At 62.0% G+C, this 25,827-nt stretch carries 20 protein-coding genes, 1 tRNA gene and 1 pseudogene; 6 read left to right on the top strand and 16 right to left on the bottom strand.

Annotation, left to right across the window (positions count from 1 at the left end; genetic code table 11):
• Window positions 1–2: 2 nt before the first annotated feature.
• The 11 genes from A3728_RS07275 to A3728_RS07225 form a co-directional block, all read right to left on the bottom strand.
• Entirely contained in the window at window positions 3–920 is a 918-nt protein-coding gene (locus tag A3728_RS07275) for a branched-chain amino acid ABC transporter permease (RefSeq protein ID WP_067921602.1), read from the bottom strand.
• 83 nt (window positions 921–1,003) lie between these two features.
• Window positions 1,004–2,155 carry an ABC transporter substrate-binding protein gene (locus A3728_RS07270; protein WP_067921600.1) on the bottom strand — a complete coding sequence of 384 codons (1,152 nt, stop codon included), beginning with the start codon at window positions 2,153–2,155 and terminating at the stop codon, window positions 1,004–1,006.
• Window positions 2,156–2,245: 90 nt separating this feature from the next.
• On the bottom strand, window positions 2,246–3,436 hold the full coding sequence (gene kynU / locus A3728_RS07265; protein WP_067921598.1) for a kynureninase: 1,191 nt from the start codon (window positions 3,434–3,436) through the stop codon (window positions 2,246–2,248).
• The gene (locus A3728_RS07260) at window positions 3,437–4,264 is read right to left on the bottom strand and encodes a tryptophan 2,3-dioxygenase (protein ID WP_067921596.1); all 828 of its coding nucleotides are present in this window, start codon (window positions 4,262–4,264) and stop codon (window positions 3,437–3,439) included. It lies immediately after the preceding gene.
• Window positions 4,261–5,880 (bottom strand): benzoate-CoA ligase family protein, encoded by a 1,620-nt coding sequence (locus tag A3728_RS07255; protein ID WP_067921593.1) that lies wholly within the window; start codon window positions 5,878–5,880, stop codon window positions 4,261–4,263. Before A3728_RS07255 ends, A3728_RS07260 begins: the two co-directional genes overlap by 4 nt.
• Window position 5,881: 1 nt before the next feature.
• Complete coding sequence (locus tag A3728_RS07250; RefSeq protein WP_067921591.1) at window positions 5,882–7,027, bottom strand: acyl-CoA dehydrogenase family protein; 1,146 nt, start codon at window positions 7,025–7,027, stop codon at window positions 5,882–5,884.
• A gap of 63 nt (window positions 7,028–7,090) precedes the next feature.
• Complete coding sequence (locus A3728_RS07245; RefSeq protein WP_067921589.1) at window positions 7,091–7,891, bottom strand: enoyl-CoA hydratase family protein; 801 nt, start codon at window positions 7,889–7,891, stop codon at window positions 7,091–7,093.
• The gene (locus A3728_RS07240) at window positions 7,881–8,363 is read right to left on the bottom strand and encodes a MarR family winged helix-turn-helix transcriptional regulator (protein WP_067921585.1); all 483 of its coding nucleotides are present in this window, start codon (window positions 8,361–8,363) and stop codon (window positions 7,881–7,883) included. Before A3728_RS07240 ends, A3728_RS07245 begins: the two co-directional genes overlap by 11 nt.
• Window positions 8,360–9,079 (bottom strand): SDR family NAD(P)-dependent oxidoreductase, encoded by a 720-nt coding sequence (locus tag A3728_RS07235; RefSeq protein ID WP_067921582.1) that lies wholly within the window; start codon window positions 9,077–9,079, stop codon window positions 8,360–8,362. Before A3728_RS07235 ends, A3728_RS07240 begins: the two co-directional genes overlap by 4 nt.
• Complete coding sequence (locus A3728_RS07230; protein ID WP_067921580.1) at window positions 9,076–11,367, bottom strand: bifunctional salicylyl-CoA 5-hydroxylase/oxidoreductase; 2,292 nt, start codon at window positions 11,365–11,367, stop codon at window positions 9,076–9,078. The genes A3728_RS07235 and A3728_RS07230 overlap by 4 nt, the downstream gene beginning before the upstream one ends.
• 124 nt (window positions 11,368–11,491) lie before the next feature.
• Window positions 11,492–12,367 (bottom strand): hypothetical protein, encoded by an 876-nt coding sequence (locus tag A3728_RS07225; RefSeq protein ID WP_067921572.1) that lies wholly within the window; start codon window positions 12,365–12,367, stop codon window positions 11,492–11,494.
• Between the two features lie 127 nt (window positions 12,368–12,494).
• Between A3728_RS07225 and A3728_RS07220 the strand changes: the two genes are divergently transcribed.
• A tRNA-Thr gene (locus A3728_RS07220) sits at window positions 12,495–12,570 on the top strand.
• Between the two features lie 235 nt (window positions 12,571–12,805).
• Here the strand turns inward: A3728_RS07220 and choV are convergent.
• The 4 genes from choV to A3728_RS07200 form a co-directional block, all read right to left on the bottom strand.
• Window positions 12,806–13,822: a choline ABC transporter ATP-binding protein gene (choV, locus tag A3728_RS07215; protein WP_067921571.1), complete on the bottom strand. Its 1,017-nt coding sequence runs from the start codon at window positions 13,820–13,822 to the stop codon at window positions 12,806–12,808.
• Entirely contained in the window at window positions 13,819–14,652 is an 834-nt protein-coding gene (gene choW, locus A3728_RS07210) for a choline ABC transporter permease subunit (protein WP_067921569.1), read from the bottom strand. The genes choV and choW overlap by 4 nt, the downstream gene beginning before the upstream one ends.
• Before the next feature lie 120 nt (window positions 14,653–14,772).
• Window positions 14,773–15,696, bottom strand: a complete 924-nt coding sequence (locus A3728_RS07205; RefSeq protein ID WP_067921568.1) for a choline ABC transporter substrate-binding protein — start codon at window positions 15,694–15,696, stop codon at window positions 14,773–14,775.
• A gap of 135 nt (window positions 15,697–15,831) precedes the next feature.
• The gene (locus A3728_RS07200) at window positions 15,832–17,448 is read right to left on the bottom strand and encodes an SEL1-like repeat protein (RefSeq protein WP_067921563.1); all 1,617 of its coding nucleotides are present in this window, start codon (window positions 17,446–17,448) and stop codon (window positions 15,832–15,834) included.
• Between the two features lie 267 nt (window positions 17,449–17,715).
• On the opposite strand from A3728_RS07200, the gene A3728_RS07195 reads away from it, so the two are divergent.
• From A3728_RS07195 to A3728_RS07185, 3 genes are all read left to right on the top strand, one after another.
• Window positions 17,716–20,781 carry an ABC transporter transmembrane domain-containing protein gene (locus A3728_RS07195; protein ID WP_236630431.1) on the top strand — a complete coding sequence of 1,022 codons (3,066 nt, stop codon included), beginning with the start codon at window positions 17,716–17,718 and terminating at the stop codon, window positions 20,779–20,781.
• 658 nt (window positions 20,782–21,439) lie between these two features.
• The gene (locus A3728_RS07190; RefSeq protein ID WP_067921561.1) at window positions 21,440–22,435 is read left to right on the top strand and encodes an NAD-dependent epimerase/dehydratase family protein; all 996 of its coding nucleotides are present in this window, start codon (window positions 21,440–21,442) and stop codon (window positions 22,433–22,435) included.
• Between the two features lie 47 nt (window positions 22,436–22,482).
• Window positions 22,483–23,220, top strand: coding sequence for a glycosyltransferase family 2 protein (locus A3728_RS07185; protein ID WP_161487187.1), 738 nt, complete (start codon window positions 22,483–22,485; stop codon window positions 23,218–23,220).
• Window positions 23,221–23,256: 36 nt separating this feature from the next.
• On the opposite strand, the gene nusG is transcribed toward A3728_RS07185, so the two are convergent.
• Entirely contained in the window at window positions 23,257–23,769 is a 513-nt protein-coding gene (gene nusG / locus A3728_RS07180) for a transcription termination/antitermination protein NusG (RefSeq protein WP_067921558.1), read from the bottom strand.
• A gap of 215 nt (window positions 23,770–23,984) precedes the next feature.
• On the opposite strand from nusG, the gene A3728_RS07175 reads away from it, so the two are divergent.
• Together A3728_RS07175 and A3728_RS23665 are read left to right on the top strand one after the other, a co-directional pair.
• Window positions 23,985–25,166, top strand: a complete 1,182-nt coding sequence (locus A3728_RS07175) for a recombinase family protein (RefSeq protein ID WP_330220264.1) — start codon at window positions 23,985–23,987, stop codon at window positions 25,164–25,166.
• Window positions 25,106–25,827: pseudogene (locus tag A3728_RS23665) on the top strand (IS3 family transposase); the annotation flags it as partial. The gene A3728_RS07175 and the pseudogene A3728_RS23665, both read left to right, overlap by 61 nt.

The raw sequence follows: 25,827 nt of genomic DNA, 5'->3' as shown, positions 1-25,827 counted from the left end.
TCTCACCCCTCCCCGAAGAGGCCGGTGGGCTTGAACAGCAGCACCCCCGCCATCAGAATGTAGATCGACATCGACGCCAGCGCCGATCCGATGGAGGTCGCGGCGGACTGGTCCATGAAAGCACCGAAGCCGAGGGGCAGCAGCACCCCGCCCAGCGTATCGGTCAGACCCACCAGCAGCGCACCCACCAGCGCGCCCTTGATGGACCCGATCCCGCCGATGACGATGACGACGAAGGCAAGGATCAGCACCGGCTCGCCCATGCCGACCTGCACCGACTGGATGGCGCCTACCATGGCCCCCGCCAGCCCGGCGAGTGCGGCACCCAGCGCGAAGACGAGGGTATAGAGTTTGGAGATATCCACCCCGAGAGCGGCGATCATCTCCCGGTCCGCCTCGCCCGCGCGGATCTGGATGCCGATGCGGGTGCGCGCGATGAGCGCGAAAAGCCCCACGGCAATCAGCAGCCCGACCCCGATGATCAGCAGCCGGTAGGCCGGATAGAGGATGCCACCGGGCAGTGTCACCGGCCCCGACAGCGCCGCAGGCACATCGAGATAGAGCGGAAAGGACCCGAAGAGCCACCGCGTGCCTTCGGAAAAGACAAGGATCAATGCAAAGGTCGCGAGCACCTGATCGAGGTGGTCGCGGTCATAGAGCCTGCGGATCACCACCAGTTCGATCAGCGCGCCCGCCGCTGCTGCGGCGATCAAGGCCGCTACCAGCCCCAGCGCGAAGGATCCCGTGGCCGCCGCCACGGCAGCGGCCGCGAAGGCCCCCACCATGTAGAGCGAGCCATGGGCGAGGTTGATCAGCCCCATGACCCCGAAAATGAGCGTGAGCCCGGCGGCCATGAGAAACAGCATGATGCCCGATTGCAGCCCGTTCAGGATCTGCTCGATCAGCAATATCGTCGTCATTGGGGTATTCTACTCCGGTCCGGGCGGGTCCCCGGACCCTTGGCAGGTTGGAAAGGCCCCGGCACAGCGCCGGGGCCGTCCGGTCACATCTTGCAGTCGCCGCCGTAGGCGTCCTGATGGTCGGCGGCGGCGGTGCCGATGATCTTGTTCGTGACCACGTCGCCTTCCTTGACCACCTCGCGCATGAAGATGTCATGGATGGGGTGATGGTTCTCGGCAAAGCGGAACTTGCCCCGGACAGACTCGAAATCCGCTTCCTTGAGTGCGGCGCGGAAGGCATCCGCATCCGTCACGCTTGCCTTTTCCATGGCGCTCAGCAGCAGATTGGCCGTGTCGTAACCTTGGGCTGCATAAAGCGACGGCAGGCGGCCATATTCCTTCTGGAACTCCTCCACGAAGGTCTTGTTGGCGGCGTTGTCGATGTCCTTCGACCAGTGGGACGTGTTCTTGACCCCCAGAGCGGCGTCCCCGATGGCACCCAGAATACCCTGATCGAAGCTGAAGGCCGGGCCCATCACCGCCTTGTCGACACCGGAACCGGCGTATTGTTTCATGAAGGAAATCCCCATGCCGCCCGGCAGGAAGAAATAGATCGTATCTGCATCGGAGGCGCGCATCTGCGCGATCTCGGCGGCATAGTCGGTCTGACCCAGCTTGGTATAGACCTCGGCCGCGATGTCACCTTCGTAGAACCGCTTGAAGCCCGCGATCATGTCCTGACCGGCGGGATAGTTGGGCGCCATCAGGAAGACGTTCTTAACGTCGTTGTCATTGGCCCACATGGCCGCCGCCTCGTTGAAGGCGTCGTTCTGCCAGCTGACGTTGAAGTAGTTGGGCGAACAGCCCTTGCCCGCCAGCGCCGAGGGGCCCGCGTTGGGCGACAGGTAGAACTTGCCCTGCGCGGTCACCGCAGGCACCACCGCCATGGCGAGGTTCGACCAGATGATCCCGGTCAGCACATCGACCTTTTCCGACTGCACCATCTTGTCGGCCAGTTGCACCGCGATGTCGGGCTTGCGCTGGTCGTCCTCCACCACGACCTCCAGATTCTCGTTCCCGGCCATTTTGGCGGCCAGCATGAACCCGTCGCGCACATCGATGCCAAGGCCCGCTCCACCGCCCGAAAGCGTCGTGATCATACCGACCTTGACCTTGTCCATATGCGCATCGGCCCATGCGGACCCCGCGCTCAGCGCCGCGATGGATGCGGCTGCGATCAATGACTTGAACTTCATTTCCTTCTCCCTTGGTATGGCGGCCCCGTTAGCCGGGCCGTTTCGATGATGTTATGAGGGGCGATTGGCACCACCCCGTCAAGCACGGCATCAGGTGACGCGCGCGCGGGTCTTGTACGTCTCGTTATCCCACAGGCTGTCTTTCATGACCTCGGCGATGATCGCCACCGCGCGGCTCACGTCCCCGGCGTCGAGGTAGAGCGGCGTGAACCCGAAGCGCATGATGTCGGGCGCGCGGAAATCGCCGATCACGCCCCGGTCGATGATCGCCTGCATCGCCGCATAGCCTTCGGCAAAGCGAAAGCTGACCTGACTGCCGCGCCGCGCGGGGTCCCGCGGGCTGGCAAGCGTCAGTTGCGGCGCTTTGGATTCGATCTCTTCGATGAACTGCTCCTGCAGCGCCAGCGAGGCGCGGCGGAGCGCCTGCATGTCGATGCCCTCCCAGAGCTCCATCGCCACTTCCAGCGCGGTCAGCTGGATAACGGGCGGGGTGCCCACGCGCATCCTCTCGATCCCCTGCCCGGGCCGGTAGCTCAGATCGAATTCGAAAGGCTGGCGGTGACCCAGCCAGCCGCTCAACGCCGGTTGCACGCTATCGGCCAGATCGGGCCGGACATAGATGAACGCGGGCGCCCCCGGCCCCCCGTTGAGATATTTGTAGGTGCATCCCACGGCGAATTCGCAATTGCTGCCCGCCAGATCCACCGGCAGCGCCCCGGCGGAATGGGCCAGATCCCAGATCATCACCGCCCCCGCCGCGTGGGCCAGTTCCGTCACGGTTTTCATGTCATGCAGCCGCCCCGTGCGGTAATCGACCTCTGTCAGCAGAACGGCGGCAACCTCCTCCGAGATGGCTTCGGCTACTTCTTCGGGGGCGACGGTGCGCAACTCGTACCCCTGCTCCAGCAGCCCCACCAGACCTTCGGCCATATAGAGATCGGAGGGAAAGTTGCCCGTATCGCTCAGGATCACGCGGCGGTCCGGGCGCAGCTTGACCGCGGAGGCCAGCGCCTGAAACACCTTGATCGACAGGGTATCCCCCATGACGACGGAACCTTCCGCCGCCCCGATCAGACGCCCGACCATATTGCCGACCCGGGCGGGCTGGTCCATCCAGCCGGCCTTGTTCCAGCCCCGGATCAGCATATCGCCCCATTCGTCCGCCAGCATCCGCTGCACCCGCGCGCCGACCTTCTTCGGCAAGGGACCCAGCGAATTACCATCGAGATAGACTACGCCCTCCGGCAGGACGAATTCGTTTTTCCTAAGCACGTCGGACACTTACAGCGCTCCCCTCACGTTCCACAATTCGGGAAACAATTCCACTTCCAGCATCTTGCGCAGATAGGCGACGCCGCTTGTGCCCCCCGTCCCCCGCTTGAACCCGATGATCCGTTCCACGGTGGTGACATGGTTGAACCGCCAGCGGCGGAAATAATCCTCCAGATCGACGAGCTTTTCGGCCAGTTCGTAAAGCTCCCAGTAGTGCGCCGGATCCTCGTAGACCCTTTGCCAGAGGTCCTGCACCTCCTTCAGCGCCTTCCAGTCCCCTTCTCCCGAGGCCCGGGCAGGCGGAGGCGCGCCCAGCCGGGCGCAGAGCACACCGATCGCAGCCTCGTAGAGGCTGGGCCGCGCCAGTTCCGCCTTGAGCACCCGGTGGTCCTCTCCGCGGTGTTCATGCAGCGACATGAGCGCTGCATTACGGTTGCCCAGGATATATTCGATGAGCCGGTATTGATGCGACTGGAAGCCGCTGGATTTGCCCAGCGATGGCCGGAAGGCGGTGTATTCGCTGGGGGTCATGGTGCGCAGCACGTCCCATGCGTTGTTGAGCTGCTCGAATATCCGCGCCACGCGGCTGAGCATCTTGAACGCGGGCTGCAGGTCGTCATGCTCCATCACCTTGCGCGCCGCCTGCAATTCGTGGATCGCCAGCCGCATCCACAATTCGCTGGTCTGGTGCTGGATGATGAACAGCATCTCGTCATGGGCATCGGACAGGGGGGACTGGGCCGAAAGGATCTTTTCGAGGCCAAGGTAGTCGCCATAGGACATCGCATCGCCAAAGCGCATCTTCGCCCCCTCCGATGCCTCGCCGAATTCGCTCATGACCGCTCCCGCAGCGCGAACCGCTGGATCTTGCCTGTCGGCGTCTTGGGCAGCGCGTCGACGAAGACGACCTCCCTCGGGTATTTGTAGGGTGCGATGGCGTTCTTCACATGCTCCTGCAGGGCCTTGACGGTCCGGGCGTCGCCCGTGGCCCCCTCCACCAGCACCACATGGGCCTGGACGATGGCACCGCGCGCATCGTCGGGCTTGCCCACCACGGCGCATTCGCTGACCGACGGGTGAGAAAGCAGCGCGGCCTCCACCTCCGGGCCCGCGATGTTGTAGCCCGACGAGATGATCATGTCGTCGTTGCGCGCGGCGAAATGCAGATAGCCATCCGCGTCCATCACGAAACTGTCGCCGGTGATGTTCCAGCCGTCCTGCACATAGGCCGCCTGACGCGCGTCCGACAGATAGCGGCACCCTGTGGGCCCGCGCACCGCCAGCCGACCCACTTCACCGTGCGGCACATCGTTACCGTGTTCGTCGATGATACGGGCCTCATATCCCGTGACCGGCTTGCCGGTACAGGCGGCGCGGTGATCGTCGAAGCGGTTGGAGATGAAGATATGGAGCATCTCTGTCGCGCCGATCCCGTCCAGCATCGGCTTGCCGGTCTTTTCCTTCCAGTCGTGATAGACTGGGGCGGGCAGCGTCTCGCCCGCGCTGACGGCGGCGCGCAGGCTCGACAGGTCTGCACCTTCCTCCATCGCCTGCAACATCGCACGATAGGCCGTGGGCGCGGTAAAGCAGACGGTCGCCTTATATTTCTCGATAATCTCGATCATGTTGGGCGGGCTGGCGGTCTCCAGCAGCGTCGCCGCCGCCCCGAAGCGAAGCGGAAAGACGGCAAGCCCGCCAAGCCCGAAGGTAAAGGCTAGCGGCGGCGAGCCCACGAAGACATCCTCGGGCACCACCTGCAGCACCTCGCGCGCGTAGCCATCCGCGATGATCAAGAGGTCCCGATGGAAATGCATCGTGGCCTTCGGGCTGCCCGTGGTGCCCGAGGTAAATCCCAAAAGCGCCACATCGTCCTGCGCGGTATCGGCGGCCTCGAACTGGACGGGCTTTTCCAGCGCCGCCCGGTCAAGCTCCGCGTCATGGTTGCTGGTGCCGTCGAAGCCCACCACCGTGCGCAGATGGTCGGACGTCTTGGCACAGGTGGTCAGCTCATCCATCAGGCGCGTGTCGCAAAGCGCGTGGCTGATTTCTGCCTTGTCCACGATGGCGGCCAATTCGCCCGCTCGCAGCATGGGCATGGTGTTGACGACCACCGCCCCCGCCTTTGTCGCGGCGAGCCAGCAGGCCACCATCGCCGGGTTGTTGACGGACCGGATGAGCACGCGGTTGCCCGGCTTCACCCCGAAGTTTTCGACCAGCGCCGCCGCCAGCCGGTTCGTCCAGTCGGCCAGCTCCTTGTAGGTCCGCCTGCGCCCGTTCCCGATCAACGCGGTATGATCACCGAACCCCTTTTTCACCATGGCATCGGTCAGTTCCACGCCAAGGTTCAGCCGGTCCGGATAATCGAACCCGCCAAGCAGGAAGTCGGGCCATTGGTCCTGCGGCGGCAGGTTGTCCCGCGCGAAACTGTCCAGATGTCCAGAGCGCTTCAGCATGTCATCCTCCTCCCAACGTCTGCCGCGCGATGACGACGCGCTGCACGTCGGACGCGCCTTCGTAGATACGCAACGCGCGGATTTCGCGGTAAAGCCGCTCGACCGTCTCGCCGTGCCGCACGCCGTCGCCGCCGTGCAACTGAACCGCCCGGTCGATCACCTGCTGCGCATGATCCGTCGCAAAGAGCTTGGCCATCGCGGCCTCGCGGGTGACGCGGGCCGCTCCGCTGTCCTTCGTCCAGGCGGCGCGGTAGACCAGCAGCGCGGAGGCATCCACATCCACCGCCATATCCGCGATATGGCCCTGCACCATCTGCAAATCCGCAAGCGGCGCGCCCTGCACCTCGCGCCGGGTCACGCGCCCGATCGCCTCGTCGAGCGCCCGGCTAGCAAAGCCCAGCGCCGCTGCCGCCACGGTGGAGCGGAACACATCGAGCACCGACATGGCGATGCCGAAGCCCCGGCCCGCTTCGCCAATCAGCGCAGACCCCGGTACCTTCACGCCGTCGAAATGCAGCGTGGCCAAGGGATGCGGCGCCATGACCTCCAGCCGTTCTTCGATCTTCAGCCCCGGCGTGTCTGCGGGCACAACGAAGGCGGAAAGCCCCTTGGCGCCCGGCGCCTCCCCCGTGCGGGCAAAGACGGTATAGACATCGGCGATCCCGCCGTTCGAAATCCAGGTCTTGCGCCCATTGAGCAAGAATCCATTCCCATCGGGCGCCGCCGTCATGGTCGAATTGGCCACGTCCGACCCCGATTGCGGCTCGGTCAGCGCAAAGGCCGAAATCGCCTCACCTGCCCGCGTACGCTCCAGCCAGCCGCGCTGTTCCTCGGTGCCGAAAAGCGAAATCGCCCCGGTCCCCAGCCCCTGCATGGCAAAGGCGAAATCGGCCAATCCGTCATGCCGCGCCAGCGTTTCGCGGACAAGACAGAGCGAGCGCACATCAAGCGTCTCGCCCGCGCCCGCGCCCGAATGGCGCAGCCAGCCGCCCGCGCCCAGCATCCGTACCAACTGCCGGCAGGCGGCATCGGTATCCGAATGATCCACGTCGCATAGATTGCGCGTGGCCCAGTCGTCCAGCGCCTCGGCCAGTTCGCGGTGCCGCGCCTCGAAGAACGGCCAGAGCAGGTAGCTGCGATCAGCCATGCGCGAAGCCTCCGCTTCCAAATGGTTTAAAATCCCCGCCGGAGGCTCCCACATCCGCCACGATCAATCCCCCTCGAAAACGGGCTTTTCCTTCGCCACGAAAGCCTTGTAGGCCCGTTCGAAATCACCCGTCTGCATGCAGATGGCCTGCGCCTGCGCCTCTGCCTCGATGGCCTGTTCGATCGACATCGACCATTCCTGCGCCAGCATCGTCTTGGTCATCATATGGGCAAAGTTGGGTCCCGCTTTGATCTGGCGGGCCAATGTCAGCGCCGCCTCGTCCAGTTCGCCCGCCTCTACGAGCCGGTTGAAGAACCCCCAGCGCTCGCCCTCCTCCGCGCTCATGGAGCGCCCGGTATAAAGCAGTTCCGCCGCGCGCGTCTGGCCGATGATGCGCGGCAGGATGGCACAGGCCCCCATGTCGCAGCCCGCAAGGCCCACGCGGGTGAACAGGAAGGCGGTCTTTGCCTCGGGCGTGGCGATGCGCAGGTCCGATGCCATCGCGATGATGGCCCCCGCGCCCACGCAGATCCCGTCCACCGCCGCGATGACGGGTTTGCCGCAATTCACGATGGCCTTCACCAGATCGCCGGTCATCCGGGTGAACTGAAGAAGCTCCTTCATCGACATACGTGTGAGCGGGCCGATGATGTCATGCACATCCCCGCCCGAACTGAAGTTGCCGCCATTGGAGCCGAAGATCACCACATCGACATCGTCGGCGTAGACGAGATCGCGGAACCAGTCGCGCAATTCGGCATAGCTGTCGAAGGTCAGCGGGTTCTTGCGGTCGGGCCGGTCCAGCCGCACGGTGGCGATCCGGTCTTTGATGCTGCAGTCGAAATGCTGCACGTCACTGCGCATGGGCGTTTTCCTTTGTTTCCGCGGCGGCTGCGATGGCCGCCAGTTTTCCGGCCATGTAGCGGGCGTCCTCGGCGGAGACGTCAGCCAGCATGGTATCGATCCAGGCCTCATGGGCCTGCGCCTGCCGGGCGAACTCGGTCTTTCCGCGGCGGGTCAGGCGCAGCACCATGGCCCGGCGGTCGCCGGGCACCGGCACGCGCTCCACCAGCCCTTCTTCGGCCAGACGGTCCGCGATACCGGTGACATTGCCGTTGGAGACGCGCAGCACGCCCGAAAGCTGGCTCATCTTCAGCCCGTCCGGATGCCGCGAGAGCGCGGCCAGCATGTCAAAGCGCGGCAGCGTGGTCGCGAATTCGACGCGCAGCTTTTCGCGCAGATGCGCGTCGATCCCCCGCGTCAGCTTCAGCAGGCGCAGCCACAGGCGCAGCCGGTCTTTCGACGGCAGGGCGTTCGATGGGGTGGGAGTGCTCATGTCTCTCCTCCCGACACGCTCAGCGCGTGGCCATTGACCATGGAAGCCCCCGGCGACGCGAGGTAGAGCGCGGCGGAGGTGACCTCCTCCACCGAGATGAGCCGCCCCACGGGATTGCCGGCCACCACCATCCGCGTCGCTTCCGCGCGGTCCACGCCGCGCCCCGCCATCACGCCGGTAATCGCGGCCTCGGCCAGATCGGTATCGACAAAACCGGGGCATATCGCGTTGCAGGTGATCCCCTTTTTCGCCACTTCCCGCGCGACCGAGCGCACGAGCCCCAGCACGCCATGCTTCGATGCCGTGTAGGCCGCCACCCGCGGCGCCCCCGAGAGCGCGGCGGTGGAGGCGACAGCAATCAGCCGCCCGCCCTTTTCCATGCCGCGCAGGGCGGCGCGAAAGGTCAGGAAGGTGCCGGTCATGTTCACCGCGATGGTGCGGTTCCAGTCCTCCAGCGTGGTCTCTGTCAGCGGGGCAGCGCGCCCCATGCCGGCATTGGCCACGACCACGTCAAAGGGCCGGTCGAACAGCGCCTCCACCGCGTCTTCATCCGTGACATCGGCGGTTACGCAGGTCATACCGCGCCCGCCGTCCGTTTCCTGCAGGGCCGCCATCTTGCGCCCGGCGATGGTGACATCCTCGCCCGCCGCCGCGAAGGCCCGCGCGATCCCGCGCCCGATGCCCGAACCGCCCCCGGTGACCAGAACGCGTCTCATACCTTTTCCACCTCTGCCGCGCGGTCGGCGAGCCGCCACGCCTGATCCCGCCCCGGCCCGTAGGGCAGCGGCCATGCGGCGTGCCGGTCGCCGATCGCCGCACCCTGCCGCAAGGTCCAGTATGGATCGGCCAGATGCGGCCGCGCCAGACAGACCAGATCGGCACGTCCGGCCATGAGAATGGAGTTGACGTGATCGGCCTCATAGATGTTGCCCACCGCCATCGTCTTGATGCCGCCGTCATTGCGGATACGATCCGAGAAGGGCGTCTGGAACATGCGCCCGTAGACCGGCTGCGCCTGCGTGCTGGTCTGCCCGGCGGAAACGTCGATGATATCCGCGCCCGCCGCATCGAACATGCGCGCGATCTCCACCGCTTCTTCCGGCGTCACCCCGTCATCGCCGGCCCAGTCGTTGGCCGAAATGCGCACCGCCATGGGTTTATGCTCCGGCCAGACCGCGCGCATGGCCCGAAAGACCTCCAGCGGGTAGCGCATCCGGTTTTCGAGGCTGCCGCCATATTCGTCTTTCCGCGTATTGCTGAGCGGGGAAATGAAGGAGGATATGAAATAACCATGCGCCGCATGAAGCTCGATCATGTCGAAATTCGCCCGGTCGGCCATTTCGGCGGCGGCGACGAAAGCATCGCGGATCTCGTCCATATCCTTGCGGGTGGCTGCGCGGGGGGCGGGATTATTGTCGGACCACGGGATCGCGCTGGCGCTCACGGTTTCCCAGTTGCCCGCCTTCAAGGGCGCGTCCATCTCTTCCCAGCCGAGCTGGGTGGAACCCTTGCGCCCGGAATGTCCGATCTGGCAGCAGATCTTCGCCTCCGTCTCCGCATGGACGAAATCGGTGAGGCGCTTCCACGCCGCCTCATGCTCCGGGGCGTAAAGACCCGGGCAACCCGGTGTGATGCGCCCCTCCGGCGAGACGCAGGTCATCTCCGTATAGACCAGCCCCGCCCCGCCTTTCGCGCGTTCGCCGTAATGGATGAGGTGCCAGTCCGTCGGGCAGCCGTCCACCGCCTTGTATTGCGCCATGGGCGAGACGACGACGCGATTAACCAACTCCATCTCGCGCAGCCGGAATGGCGCGAACATGGGCGCGCGCACCGGCCCGTTGGCCCCTGCCCCCGCCTGTTCCATGAACCACTTTTCCGCCCCCTCCAGCCATTTCGCGTCCCGCGCGCGCAGGTTCTCGTGGCTGATGCGCTGGCTGCGGGTGAGCATCGAATAGTTGAGCTGCACGGGATCGAGGTCGAGGTAGCGTTCAACGTCCTCGAACCATTCGACGGAATTCCGCGCCGCCGATTGCAGCCGCAGCACTTCGAGGCGGCGCGCCTCCTCGTATTTCTCGAAGGCGACCTTCAGGTCCGGCTCATCCGTCACATGACGCGCGAGCGAGATCGCGGATTCCAGCGCGAGCTTCGTGCCCGATCCGATGGAAAAATGCGCCGTGGCCGAGGCATCGCCCAGCAGCACGACGTTTTCGTGGCTCCACTTCTCGCAAAGCACACGCGGGAACCTGATCCATGCCGACCCGCGGATGTGGTTGGCATTGGTCATCAGCTTGTGACCGTCCAGATGATCCCTGAAGATCTCTTCGCAGATGGCGATGGTTTCCTGCTGGCTGATCTCCCCGAAACCGTAGGCATCGAAGGTCTTCTGCGAACACTCCACGATGAAGGTCGCGGTATCCTTGTCAAACTGGTAGGCATGGACCCAGATCCAACCCTTCTCCGTCTTTTCGAAGATGAAGGTGAAGGCGTCGTCGAACTTCTGATGCGTGCCGAGCCAGACGAAAGGGCAGCGCCGCACGTCGATATCGGGTTTGAACGTCTCCTCGAATTCCATCCGCGTCTTGGAATTGAGCCCGTCGCAGGCCACCACGAGGTCATAGTCCTGCATATAGTCGGAGGCGGCCTTCACCTCCGTCTCGAACTGCAGATCAACCCCCAGCGCGCGCGCCCTGTCCTGCAGGATCAGCAACAGGCGCTTGCGCCCGATGCCGCAGAACCCATGCCCCGTCGACAGGATCGTATGGCCCTTGTGATGCAACGCGATGTCGTCCCAATAGGCGAAATGGCTGCGGATCTCCTTGGCGGAAACGGGATCGTTGGCTTCGAGGTTGTCGAGCGTCTCGTCCGACAGCACGACGCCCCAGCCGAAAGTGTCATCGGCGCGGTTGCGCTCCAGCACCGTGACCTGCGCCTCCGGCTGCCGCAACTTCAGCGAGATCGCGAAGTAGAGCCCCGCCGGACCGCCCCCAAGACATATCGCACGCATGATGCGCCCCCCATCGACAGCGTCGGGGAAAGGCTAGAACGGCTGATTTTTTATTTCAAGAAAAAATATTTTAGCCTTAAAGTAAATTGTCGCACTTCAAACGAACCCGCGAACCGTCAAATCGTCAGGGGGTCAGCACCGTGACGCCGGGAATCCGTTGGATGGCCAGAACATCCTCGTCATAGACTTCGGTCAACTCCGCGACGAGCTCTTCCGTCCAGCCGGGCATGTCCAGTTCCTCTTCGATCTCTTCATCGAGCGCGAACTTGTCTAGGAAGGCCGCGATCACACGGCGCTTCTGCACTTCGGAAATATCGGGATGCGCCGACAGGTAGCCGCGGAAGCGTTCCACCCCCTCGTTGGACATGATCGAGGTCAGCAGATCGAACCCCCCGATGAGCTTTTCGTCAAACCCGATGCCCGCGATCTCCCGCAGGATATGCGACCAGATCAGCGGCGCATCCTCGTTGCACCAGACGGTGATGGGGATATCGGGCGCGGTTTCCCTGATCTGCGATATCGTCTCGGACCATTTCACATCCGCCGGTTCACGCCCGCCCCAGAATGCCGCATCGGAGGTATCCTGCGCCTCTTTCAGCAGGACCGGCAACAGCGTCGCCGGGTTGCGGATGGCGAAGAACAACTCGATCGGGTCCTCGGGAAAAAGCTGCGACATGCGCATCATCCGCACCGGCGCGGCGGGATAGAGCATGCCCTCCTGCATGGCGGTGGCCGGGGTGCGAAAGAAGTTGGCATCCGACAGGATCACCCGTTCGGCGGGCGCATCGTCCAGCATCGCGTCCAGCAGCACCTCCCGCGCCTCGGGGGAAGCGGGCGTCTTGTGCATGGCGTTGAGCGTGTCGCGAATGAGCGACCGGTAGCTGCCCGGCCCCGGCACGACGATACCCCGCGCCGCGAAATCATCAACGTTGCGCAGCAGGCATTTCAGTAACCGTTCGTCTTCGGTGAAATGCACGCCCGCATGTAAAACCAGCTGCATGTTTCTCGATCCGCCTTCAGGAAGTTCGTTGTTGAATACAGGGTTGGGACAAGGGTGTAAAACACCAAAGATGCCCCGATTTCCCCTCTTGCACGCCTTTGTGCAATCGCCTAAACGGACGCCCAGTGCCCCTATAGCTCAGCTGGTAGAGCAACTGATTTGTAATCAGTAGGTCCGCGGTTCGAGTCCGTGTGGGGGCACCATCTACCTCCCCTCTATTTCCGATACCCTCCCGACGCCGCACCTCGAACCGGCATCGCGCGCTCGCTCCCTTCCAAATGGTTCAAAATCCCCGCCGGAGGCAGGCAGCACGCGCGCCGCTGGCAGGGGTAACGCATCTTGCGAAAAAAGCGGCCCGGTCCTGGCCGCCCTCCCCCCTGTCGAATTGCGCAACGGGTCAAACAAGGGGCGACGGCCACGGCGTGCCGCCCCCATGGCTCAGCTTTTCAACCGGTCCACGATGGTCTGCGCGCTCACCGTGCCCAGTATCGCCCCGCCCTCGCCGACATGCAGTTGGGCATTGTCGCCCGAGAGCCGCTCGATCAGGTCGCGCACCGGGGTCTCGGCGGCCACCGTGTCACCCGGGCCCTTGGCGGCGGGGCCCATGACGTCGCGGGCGGTCAGGACGCCGAGCGGGTTCATGTTGGCGACGAAATCGGCCACGTAGTCCGATGCCGGGTTGGAGAAAATCTCCCTCGGGGTGCCGCATTGCACGATCCGCCCGCCTTCCATGATCGCGATGCGCCCGCCCAGTTTGAAGGCCTCGTCGAGATCGTGGCTGACGAAGATGATCGTCCGCTTCAGGTCGCGCTGCAGGTCCAGCAATTCGTCCTGCAACCTTGTGCGGATCAGCGGATCCAGCGCGGAGAAGGGCTCGTCCATCAGCAGGATCGGCGCTTCGGTGACGAAGGCGCGGGCAAGACCCACCCGCTGCTGCATCCCGCCCGACAGGTCACCCACTTTGCGGTCGGCCCAGTCGCTCAGTCCCACAAGCTCAAGCTGACGGTCGGCCCGTTCGGCGCGCTCCTTGGCGGATACGCCCATCAGCTCCAGCCCGAGGCCGACATTCTCCCTCACCGTCCGCCAGGGAAGCAGGCCGAACTGCTGGAAGACCATCGAAACCCGCTCCTGCCGGATATGGCGCAGGGTCTTCGGGTCGGCATGGGTGACATCGACCATCCGGCCGCCGTCGTTTACCCGCACCTCGCCCCGCTCCACGGGGTTGAGCGCATTGACCGCGCGCAGCAGGGTGGACTTGCCCGACCCCGAAAGCCCCATGAGCACGAGGATTTCGCCCTCGGCCACGTTGACCGAGCAATTGTGCACGCCCAGCACCTGCCCCGTCTTTTCCTGAATCTCCGGGCGGTCTTCGCCCGCGTCCATCAGTGGCAGCGCCTTGGCGGGTTTGTCGCCGAAGACGATGCTCACATTGTCGAATTCAACTGCGTTGTTCATTTGCCCGTCACCCTCAGCATACGGTCCAGCATGATGGCCACGACCACGATGATCAGGCCCGATTCAAAGCCCAGCCCTGTGTTGACCTGGTTGAGCGCGCGCACCACCGGCACGCCAAGCCCGTCGGCCCCCACGAGCGCCGCGATCACCACCATGGACAGTGACAGCATGATCGTCTGGTTGAGACCGGTCATGATCTGCGGCAACGCATAGGGCAGTTCGATCTTCCACAGCGTTTGCCGGGGCCGCGCGCCAAAGGCCTGCGCCGCTTCGAGCAGCGCCTTGGGCGTCGAGGATATGCCAAGCTGCGTCAGCCGGATCGGCGCGGGCAGCACGAAAATCACCGTAGCGATAAGGCCCGGCACCATGCCGATGCCGAAAAAGACGATCGCCGGGATCAGGTAGACGAAGGTAGGCAACGTCTGCATCAGGTCGAGCACGGGCGCCATCCAGCGATAGAGCCCGGGACGATGCGCCGCGGCGATACCGATGGGCACGCCCACGCCCATGCAGACGACGCAGGCCGACAGCACGAGCGTCAGGCTTTCGGTCGTTTCCTCCCAGTAATCCTGATTGAGGATGAACAGGAACCCCAGCACCACGAAGGCGACGATTTTCCAGTTCCGCTGGATCACCCATGTCAGCACGGCGAAAGCGGCGATGATGATCAGCGGATGCGGGGTCTGCAGAACCCAGAGGATCGCCTCGATCAGGTATTCCATCACCAGCGACAGCCCGTCGAAGAACCACTCCCCCTGTATCTGCAGCCAGTTGAAGGCGTTTTCCGCCATGTCGTCGATGGGTATCTTGTTTTCCGTCAGCCAGTCCATCTGTCTTAGTCCCCCTGCTTGCGCAGCACCTTGTTGGTATCTTGATCTATCGTTGCCCGATATGAAAACGCGCCCGTGTCGGATGAGACAGGCGCGTTTGGTCGTCGTTATGGGCCGTTCTTACTTCAGCGCCATCTTGGCGGCTTCGGCCGCGTCATCGCCATCCTTGGTGGTGACGCCGGCGAGCCAGGTATCCAGCACCTCGGGGTTGGCCTTGATCCAGCCCTTCGCGGCTTCCTCGGGGTCCATGCCGCCATCGAGGATCTTGCCCATGATCTCGTTTTCCATGGCCAGCGTGAACTCCATGTTGTTCAGCAGCTTGCCGAGGTTCGGGCATTCTTCGGCAAAGCCTGCGCGGGTGTTGGTATAGACCGTCGCACCGCCGAGGTTGGGGCCGAAGAAGTCGTCGCCGCCCTCAAGGTAGGTCAGGTCGAAGTTGGCGTTCATCGGGTGCGGCTCCCAGCCGAGGAAGACAATCGGCTCGTCCTTGCGGCTGGCACGGGCGACCTGCGCCAGCATCCCCTGCTCGGAGGATTCGACCACTTCGAATTCCTTCAGGCCAAAGGCATCGTCGTCGATCATGGACTGAATCAGGCGGTTGCCGTCGTTGCCCGGCTCGATGCCATAGATCTTGCCGTCGAGTGCGTCGGCATTGGCGGCGATGGCGTCAAAGCTGGTGATGCCCAAATCGGCTGCGGCCTTGTTGACGGCCAGCGTGTACTTCGCGCCCTCAAGGTTGGCGCGCACGGTGTCGACGGTGCCGTCCTCGCGGTAGGGGGCGATGTCGGCTTCCATGGTCGGCATCCAGTTGCCGAGGAAGACATCGATGTCGCCCGCAGCCATGGAGGTATAGGTGACGGGCACAGACAGGATCTTGGTTTCGGTGTCATAGCCCAGCGCGTCCAGCACGACGGAGGCGGCGGCGGTGGTGGCGGTGATGTCCGTCCAGCCGACGTCGGAGAAGGTGACTTCTTCGCATTCGGCGGCCCAGGCGCCGGTGGCGACGGAAAGCGCGATTGCGGTAGTTGCGAGCAAACGGTTCATAAGTGATAAACTCCCGGTTGTGGTTTTTATTGACTGGCGAGACAACAAAGCGACAAATTGCAAATAAATGCAACAAACTTCTTGGTCAGGCCGTGCAACCCCTTGCGGCATTGGCCGAAGGGCGGCCTCAGCCTGTCATTCTTCGAGCCCCTGCGCCAGCCGAATCGCCTGTTTCGTCTGCGGTCCCACGGCCCCGTCGATCGCCCCGTCATAGAGCCCGTCAGCCGCCAGAAGACGTTGCAGGGCCAAGCGCACGGTGCGCCTGAGAATACGCGGATCCTCGCGCACGAGGTCGAAGATGCTGCCCGTTCCTTGGCGCAACCCCCGGTAGACATAGGCGGCCGCCTCCTCGGGGTCCGTTTCTGTCGCGGCGTCTTCGCCGATCATCGTGGCGACGCTGAACATGGCCTGCGGATGCCCCAGGTCTGCCGCCTGCCGGAAAAACCGCTGCGCCGTCTCGGTATCCGCCGTCAGCCCAAGCTCCCCCTCCATGTGCAGAAAACCCAGATCGCTGGCTGCGGCCCCGTGGCCCCGGCTTGCCGCCTGTTCATAGAGCGCAACGGCCCGGGGAATGTGACGCGGCACCCCGACACCGGTTTCAAAGAGCCGGCCCAGTTCATAGGCCGCCGTTGCCGATCCGCCGGCGGAGGCTGCGCGCAGATCCCCGGCGGCTGCGGCAGGATCATAGCGGGGATCGGTGGTGTTCAGCCGGGTGTACGCGCGGGCGAGCAAGGCGCGGGGGTCCTCCTCTTCTTCTGCCAGCGCGGCGATGGGGGCGAAAGTGTCCGCATCCAGTGCGGCCCACGCGGCACGGGGGTCCCGCGGGCGGATCAGTTTGTTGCCGTCGCGCGCCGCCAGAAACACCGGCAGATCCGGCAGCGCCCCCGTCAGCCCGGGTGTTTCCGGCAGAGCGGCCCTAAGCTGCCGCAGGGCCATGCCCGCTTCCTGACCACTCTCTTCGAGCGCGGCAATCAGCGCCGTGGCGAGCGGATCATCCGCTGCCCCGCCTTCTTCCTGCGCCGGATCTTCCGCGCCACATCCCGTTGCCTGCATCACCACCGGGCCCGGCCCCTCACTAGAAACATCCCGGTCGAGCGACACCGGCTCATCGCCGCAGATCCGCGCCAGAACGACCCCCGCCTGCCGCGCAGGCTCCGCTGCATGTACAAGTTGCTCCAGCCCCGGCTCCGCCCCCTCATCGAGCCGCGCGTAGATCAGGACGATATCCGCCGCCCCGGCATCGAAGGTGAACCTTTCGAGCGGTGTACGCACAGGCGGGGACGGCACCTTTTCCAGTGCGACGGTTTCATCGCCTTTCGCATCAGCCGCTTGATCGCTATCTGTCTGACCCTTGCCGGGCGGGCGCAGAACCTCAGCCGGGGCGGCGCTGTCTTTCGCCACTTCAATGTCTTCCTCGGGTGATGCATCCGCCTCGAAGCCATCCCCCGACTCCGTCTCATCCTTCTCAGCCGGCTCTATGGTCAACAGCGCAATGACGTTGTCGTCAGCCTCGTCAGCGGGCGCAAGGGTGATCACCGCCTCCGCCGGCTTCTCCGGATCGGGGCCGGAAGCGGACGGCGGCGTGAAGACTTCGACCCTATAGCCCGCCTGCCCGAGTGCGCTTTCCAGCCGCTCGGCATCCGGACCCGCATCCCACAGAAGCGCCAGCCGCTCCTGCGCAGAGACCCCGAGGGGCAGTAGGCAGAAAGCGAGAACGGAAGCGAGATGAACAGGTCTGCGCGCGCAGGGCATAACGAGGTCCAATCATTCACGGGACGGACCGAGGCGGCCCGACCAGTTCCAGCCTAGCGCGGGTGCGACACTTGTCCAACCGTCTGGGCCGGGCAGTGAAGACAACAGCGCAAAACTGTGGATCGTTTTGAAAAACTTGCCTAATGTCGCCGGGTAGGGTGCTATTTCGCACCGTTTGTTGACCCGTTCGGCCCGTAAGGCCCGCCCCTTCATTCCCCGCGTTACCGGCCGGGGCACCGAACCGCTATCCTTTGTCCGCGAGTGATTGTGAACGCCTCTCTTTTCTCCTTCATCTGGGAACAGTCCAAACGTCAGCAAATTCTGCTCAGCGTGCTTACTTTGTGTCTCTTCCCCCTGCTCTACATCACGCTGGAACTGCCGAAGCGCATCATCAACGATGCCATCGGCGCGCAAAGCGATACGGTCGTCTTCTTCGGTGTCGAACTGCCGCAACTGGTGTTGCTGGGCGTGCTCTGCATCGCCTTTCTGGTGTCGGTCATCGCCCATGGTCTGCTGAAGATGCGGATCAACACGATGAAAGGCGTGACCGCGGAACGGCTGCTGCAGCGGTTCCGCTTCATGCTCATCCAGCGGATCACGCGTTTTCCCAAGCCTTATTTTCAGGCGGTATCGCAGGGCGAGCTCGTTTCCATGGTGACGGCGGAATCCGAACCCATGGGCGGCATGATGGGCGACGCGATTTCCCAGCCGCTCATGCAGGCGGGGCAGATGATCACCATCCTCGGGTTTCTCTTTTTGCAAAGCTTCTGGTTCGGGCTCGCCTCGGTCGCGCTCATCCCCCTGCAGGCCTGGCTGATCCCTCACCTTCAGGCGCAGATCAACAAGCTGAACAAGCAGCGGATACAGCAGGTGCGCGGTCTGTCGACCGAAGTGGGTGAAACGGCAGCGGGCGCGGGCACCCTGCTGGTGGATGGCGGACGCAGTTACCGGCTGGCGCAGATCCGCTATCGGCTGGCCCAACTTTTCGCGATCCGGTACCGGATCTACCGCAAGAAATTCTTCATGAAGTTCCTCAACAACCTGATCGGGCAGTTGACGCCGTTCTTCTTCTTTTCGATCGGCGGCTATCTGGTGATCCAGGGTTCCGTGACGATCGGGGCGCTGGTGGCGGCGCTCGCCGCCTACAAGGACCTGTCGTCGCCCTGGAAGGAACTGCTGACCTATTACACCCAGATACAGGAGATGTCGCAGCGCTGGCATACCATCACCGAACGTTTCGCCCCGCGTGGCCTCATCGACGAGGAAAAGCTGGACGACAGCAACGCCCCCGCCCCCCTGCCCCGGCTGCGGGGCGACATTGTGCTGGAAAACCTCGGTGTGATGGATGCCGACGGACATGAAGTGCTCAAGGGGCTGAACCTCAGGGTCCCCCGGGGCGGCAGCATCGGCATCCGCGCCGCGCAGGAAGAAGAGCGCCGCGCGCTGGTGGGCGTATTGACCCGGGATATTCTGCCCGCCACGGGCGAGGTGCGGATCGGCGATGACCGGCTGGTCGATCTGCACCAGCGCGTGATCGCGGCGCGCATCGGCGCGGCGGGCCCGTCGGGCTATGTCTTTCGCGGGAACGTGGCCGAAAACCTGCAAATGCCCCTGCTGAGCACGGCCCAGCCGGAAATTCCCGACACCGGCACAGATCCGGAGGCCGCAGCGCGGGCCGCACAGGTGCCCACCGCACAAAGCTGGCTGACACCTGCCATCGTCGGGCTGGAGAGCGCCGCCGAGGTGATCGACTGGTGGCACGACCTCGTAAAGGCGCTCGATCCGGGGCAGGTCATCTTCCGCCGGGCGCAGACCGCGCGCATCGAAGCCGCCCGGCACAAAGACCTTGCCCAGCGTATCGTGGGCCTGCGCCCCGACATGGCGCGCGAGGTGGAGCGCGAAAACCTCTCCGACGCGCTGCACCGGTTTGAACAGGGGGCATATAACCCCGCGCTCACGGTGATCGAGAACCTTCTTTTCGCCCTGCCCCGCCAGACGATCACGCCCGAAGTACTGATGGAGCGCGCAGCCTTCCTGCCGTTGCTGGAAGAATTGGGCATCCGCGATGACCTGCTGGCGACCGCTTTCGACATCATCGGGCTGCTGACCCAGGCCTTCGGATCGGACGGCACCGACCATCCGCTTTTCAACCGACTGAACCTCGATCCCGACCTCTATCAGCGGGTGAGCACCCTGGCACAGCGCCACGCGGATCACCCCGAGGGGAGCGCGCCACCGGCATGGTCCCAGCAGGAAATCGCCCTGCTGCTGAGCGTGCCCTTCCAGGTCTCGGCCACCGAACTGGGCATCGACTTCGGCAAGCCCCTGCGCGACAGGGTGCTGGGCATCCGGCACGAACAGGCGCCCCGGCTCAGGGCCGCACTGGGCGAGGATTTGTTCGAGCCGCTGGAGGCCGCGAGCTACAATGGCGAACTCAGCGTGGTGGAAAACCTCGTCTTCGGTAGATTTTCGAAGGCCTCTGCCAACAAGTCCGACACCCTGCGGCGCAGGGCGAGCGAGGTGCTTGCAAACGCGGGCCTCGAACGGCCCGTGACGGCCCTCTTCCTCGATATCGCGACCGAACTGGAGGGCCGCAACCTCACGTCACAACTCAAGGTGCTCTTGTGCCTCTGCCGCGCCGCCATCCGCCGGCCCGACATCCTGCTGCTGGAAAACGCGCTCGGCCATCTCGCCGCCGAAGACCGGCCCACCGTTCAGGCCGAACTGCGCCGCCTGCTGCCCGAGGCGACCCTGCTGATACTGGAAGCCGACCTCGAAAATTCCGGCAATTTCGACATGACGGTGGATCTGATCGACGGACGCCTGCCTACAGCGCAGCCCGATACCCCCGCCGAAAAGGACCCAGCCGCCACCGCCGACCTCCAGGAAAAGGTGCGCTACCTGCAAGGCTCCCCCATCTTCTCCACGCTCGACCGCAAGCAACTGCGCCTGCTGGCCTTCGGCGCACAATGGTTCGATGCGGATGCGGGCGAGACAATCTTCCACGCCGGCGATACCCCCGATGATGGCGCCTATCTGATCACCGAAGGCAAGGCCGGCCTCTACCGACACCCTTCGGACGGCGGCGACATGGTGACGGAGGTGAGCACCGGCGTCCTGCTCGGCGAACTGGGACTGATCACCAACGAGCCCCGCAAACTCGAATTCCGCGCCCACACCCCGCTTAGAGCGCTACGGCTGGGCAGCGAGGAGTTTCTGTCCGTCGCCCAGAACGACGCCGCGACGTCCTTTAAGTTGCTTCGCGTGGTCGCGGGGTATCTCTCCGCGCCGAAACCGAACGAAGTTAAGGAAGAAGACGGCGGGGGGGCGTGAGGGTTTGGGCGGGAATGGTCGGAGGCCTCGTCGATCTTTCCGTGGGCAGGACCGTAAAGACCGTGGCGGAGGGATCGGGTCTGGCCGCGAACCCTCTCTACCCCTTAAGTCATTGCAATCATTGATTCGGGATTGAGTTCGCAAGTTAACCGGTTCGAGCGGGCCTAAGATCGAAAGTGGTCCGCTGATTGTCGACAGTGATCCGCCCACGCGATCACAACTACGAACGTCACAACGACTTTCACTTTGACCAGATCACAGGACGATGATACCTCAACGGGAACCGGGAAAGACCGATCGCGATGCCCCTGATGCCCTTCTTTCTTCTTCGATCGCCGACAGCGAAACTGATTAAGGGGATCGACTCGCCCGGCCGAGAGCTAAGATAGCTGGAGCAAATGCACAGCATAATGACAAAGGACATTTACAAGGTACCATATGGCTACCTTGATCAGGCTCGACGCCGTTCTGCACTCATGTTACCAACTGCCGGAGATGAGGAAGAAAAACGAATTCTTCATTCCATCTACATGAGTGCGCACAGGCGCATTCAAAGGATCCATATGGAGAGCCGCCCATAGAAAATGGCAAGGTGTTTTTATCATGGCCAGAACCACACACCCGCAAAAATGGTCACTCTAAAAATTGAGTACAATACATGACAAGATTTAAGAAAGTTTGTGTTATCGGTGGTGCCGGCTTCGTTGGTACTAATCTATGTCAGAAGCTGGCGGACCGCCAAATTCCGTTTGAGATCATCGATATCAAACAGAGCCAACGCTTTCCCGATAAGTACAAGATCGGCGATGTGCGCGACCTAGAAAGCCTGCGCGAGACGGTTACGGGTGATATTGTGGTTAACTTAGCGGCGGTTCACCGTGATGACGTTCGCGATAAGGCGGAATACGAGCGTACGAATGTTAAGGGCGCAGCAAACATTGCAAAGGTGTGTTCCGAGAAGAATATTCGGAAAATTGTATTTACCAGCTCTGTTGCCGTTTACGGGTTCGCAGAGCCAGGCACTGATGAAGCCGGCGCAATCAATCCATTCAACGAGTATGGAAAAACCAAGTATAAGGCTGAAGAAAAACTTCGTGCATGGCACTCCTCAGCGGACAATGACCTGATCATTGTTCGACCTACCGTGATTTTCGGTGAAGGGAACAGGGGCAATGTTTATAATCTGTTGAAGCAGATTGCATCTGGAAATTTTGTAATGGTTGGTGCGGGAACAAACCGCAAATCCATGGCGTATATAGGTAACATTGTAGCTTTCCTTGAGAAGTGCATTGAAACAGACCGAAAATATGCAGTTTTCAATTATGTCGATACGCCAGACTTGGATATGAATACGCTTGTTCGCCAGGTCCGTGAAGTATTGAAAGGCAAGGACACTGTCGGGTTGCGTCTTCCATTTTGGATCGGTGTGATCTTGGGCTATGCTGCAGATGGCTTTACGAGCCTCACAGGGAAAAAATTGCCGCTGAGCTCTACACGTGTAAAGAAGTTTTGCTCATCGACCGCTTTTGGATCAGCAAAAGAAGAGTTGGATGGGTTCAAAACGCCTTTCGCACTCCAAGAAGGGATCGATCGAACCCTCAAGAGCGAATTTGTTTCGCCAGATCCGAAACGCGAAATATTTTTCACTGAATGATTGAATTTTTAAATATAGTATCAAAAAATCACGAACCTGGAAAAACGATGTCCTTTTCGATTGTCACAGTGACCCTTAATAGCGCGAAGACACTTGCCGATACGATTGATTCAGTAAGAAGGCAAAAAGGCGTTCTGGTGCAACATATCATCAAAGATGGAGGATCAAAAGACGAGACGCTAGAAATTGCAAGCCAGAAGCCTGGAATGATTGAAATTGTTGAACAGAAGGATGTGGGCATTTACGACGCCATGAACCAAGGCTTTGCCCATACAAAAAATGATTATGTAGGTTTTTTGAACTCAGATGATTATTTTTCATATGATTTTGCGCTTAGAGACATCGAAGATATTTTCAATACAGAAAGCTGCGATGTTGTGTACGGCGATATTGAAATTATTGATGATAAAGGAAAGGTCGCGAGATACTGGAAAACTGGTGAACTAAAGGGTGGGCGCCTTTCAGGAATGCAGATTCCGCATCCTGCTATTTTTGTGCGAAGAGATTCGCTTTTGAAGCTGAAACAACCGTTTGATCCGAAATATAAAATATCTTCAGACTTTAAGCAGCAACTGCAACTCCTTAACGAATTAAAGCTGTCGAGTAGATACCTTAAGAAGACTTTGGTCACAATGAGAAGTGGCGGCGCAAGCAGCGCGAATTTTGGCTCTGTCTTATTAGGTTGGAAAGAATGCATCAAAGCATACCAAGAGGTGACCGGTCGATCAGGGTTACTCTTTGTGGCATCAAAAGTGATCCGCAAGTTGGGACAACTTCGTTCCTAAATCTGGCGGTATCGACGATCTTGCCTTTTAAGGCTATTACAGGATCCTCAACTGATCCGCACCGACGGCCACTCGGGTCTGCGCACCCATGATTTCCATCAGGACCCAGACGCGCCGGTCGGGCGCAATCTTTTCCACCTCAGCCACGAAATTGGCAAAGGGACCCTTGGTCAGGGTCACCTGATCGCCGGGATTCAAAAGCTTTGGCGGTAGCACTTTGCCCTTGGCGTCACAGCGCAGCATTAGCTGCGAGACCAGATCCAGCGGCACCGCCGCCGGCTCTTTACCAAAGCTTACAAGCCGCGTGATGCCGTAGGTCGAGTTGACTGCGCGCCAGAGACCGCGTGCCACGTCGAAGGCCACGAAGATGTAGCCTGGAAAAAGTGGCCGCATGGCTGTGACGAACTTGCCGCCCCGCTGGCGCGTTTCCTCTTCGAGCGGCAGGAAAGTCTGGAAGCCCTGACGCTTGAGGTTTTTATCCGCGATGTTGGCACAGTTGGGCTTCAGCTGAGCTAGAAACCAACTTGTACCGCGATCATGGAATGTCATCTTGGAACCTCACTAAAGACTGCAGCCAACATATCGCTCAATGCTGAACGAATGCAAGTATGCTTTTCTGTAAGTGATATGACGTATTGATAAAGATGACGGGCCGATACTCGAGCAGCTCATTGATATAATGGAATAATCCAGCACTATCAACTTGATACAGATCGCCACCCAAGCAAACGTCCGACCGACTTGAACACGGATCGGAGGCTGAGTTGGACGGGAGTGGCGAAATTACCGAGTTTCGGGCGGCGCAATATGTGCGCATGTCGACCGAGCACCAGCAGTATTCGACCCACAACCAGTCCGACAAGATCCGCGAATACGCCGAAAAGCGCGGCATCGAAATCATCAAGACCTACGCCGATGACGGCAAAAGTGGCCTTTCCATCGGTGGGCGCACGGCGCTTCAGCAGCTGATCGCGGATGTGGAATCCGGTGCCGCCGACTTCAACGTGATCCTGGTCTATGACGTCAGCCGTTGGGGCCGGTTCCAGGATGCCGATGAAAGCGCTTATTACGAATACATCTGCAAGCGGGCCGGCATTAACGTCGCCTATTGCGCCGAGCAGTTCGAAAATGATGGCTCGCCCGTCTCGACCATCGTCAAAGGCGTCAAACGGGCCATGGCAGGGGAATACAGCCGGGAGCTCTCGGTCAAGGTTTTCGCCGGCCAGTGCCGCCTGATCGAGTTGGGGTTTCGTCAGGGCGGCGCTGCAGGCTTCGGGCTGCGCCGCGTGCTTGTGAACGAGTGCGGCGAGATCAAGGGCGAGCTGAAACGCGGTGAGCACAAGTCACTGCAGACCGACCGTGTCATCCTGATGCCCGGGCCCGACGAGGAAGTGGCCTGGGTCAACAAGATGTATCGCTGGCTGATCGAGGAGGACTTGTCCTTCCGCGAGATCGCCGACCGCCTGAACGAAGAAGGCGTGACCACGGATCTGGATCGACCCTGGACGTCTGGCACCGTGCGCACGGTTCTGACTAATGAGAAGTATATCGGCAACAACGTCTACAACCGCTCCTCCTTCAAGCTGAAGAAGCTGCACGTGGACAACCCGCCCGAAATGTGGGTGCGCAAAGAAGGCGCCTTTGAGGGGATCGTGCCGCTCGATTTTTTCCTGACTGCGCAGGAAATCATCACAGCGCGGTCCGCGCGCCTGTCGGATGAGGAGCTGCTGGATCACCTGAAACGGCTTTACGCCGACGCCGGCCAGCTCTCTGGGGTGCTGATCGACCAGACGCAGGACATGCCCTCCTCCTCCGCCTATCGCAACGGGTTTGGACTTGCCCTTCAAAAGTGGAGAGCACCAACTGAGGAACCAGGAGGTGTTCTATGGAAAACGGAAACAGGCCGACGCCGGAGTTTCGGCGTGAAGCAGTTCGGCTGGCATTGACGAGCGGCAGGACGCGGCGGGAGATCGCGGAAGATTTGCGTATCGGGTTATCGACGCTGACGCGGTGGCTGAGCCAGGAGCGCGACGCCATTGAGCCGAGTGAGACCCCCATCGATCTGCATGCTGAACTGAAGCGGCTGCGGCGAGAGAATGCGGTCCTGAAGCAGGAGCGCGACATTCTAAAAAAAGCCGCGGCCTTCTTCGCGAAAGAGGGAAGTCGATGACCTTCGGCTTCATCGAAGCGGAGAAGGCCAGCTTCCCGATCAGCCGGATGTGCGGTGTCCTCGGCGTTAGCCAGAGCGGGTTCTTCGCCTGGCAGGAGCGTCCCGCCTGTCGTCGTCAGCAGCAGGACATGGTCTATCTGGCCCATATCCGAACGGCCTTCGCGCTGTCGAATGGCACCTACGGCAGCCCCTGGATGCACCGCGACCTCGTCGACGAAGGGCACGAGATCGGGCGGCATCGCACAGCGCGTCTCATGCGCGAGAACCAGTTGATCGCGCGTCAGAAGCGGCGCTTCAAGCGCACGACGGACAGCGAACATGCTTGGCCTGTCGCGCCCAATCTGGTGGCGCAGGACTTCACGGCGGATGGCCCGGACAGGAAGTGGGGAGCGGACATCTCCTATATCTGGACGGCAGAGGGTTGGCTCTACCTCGCC

Origin of the sequence: Sulfitobacter sp. HI0040 (genome assembly GCF_001634885.1) — a bacterium.
GTDB lineage: Bacteria > Pseudomonadota > Alphaproteobacteria > Rhodobacterales > Rhodobacteraceae > Sulfitobacter.
The sequence above is the reverse complement of the archived record's forward strand: the minus strand, read 5'-3'. Positions and strand labels throughout refer to the sequence as shown.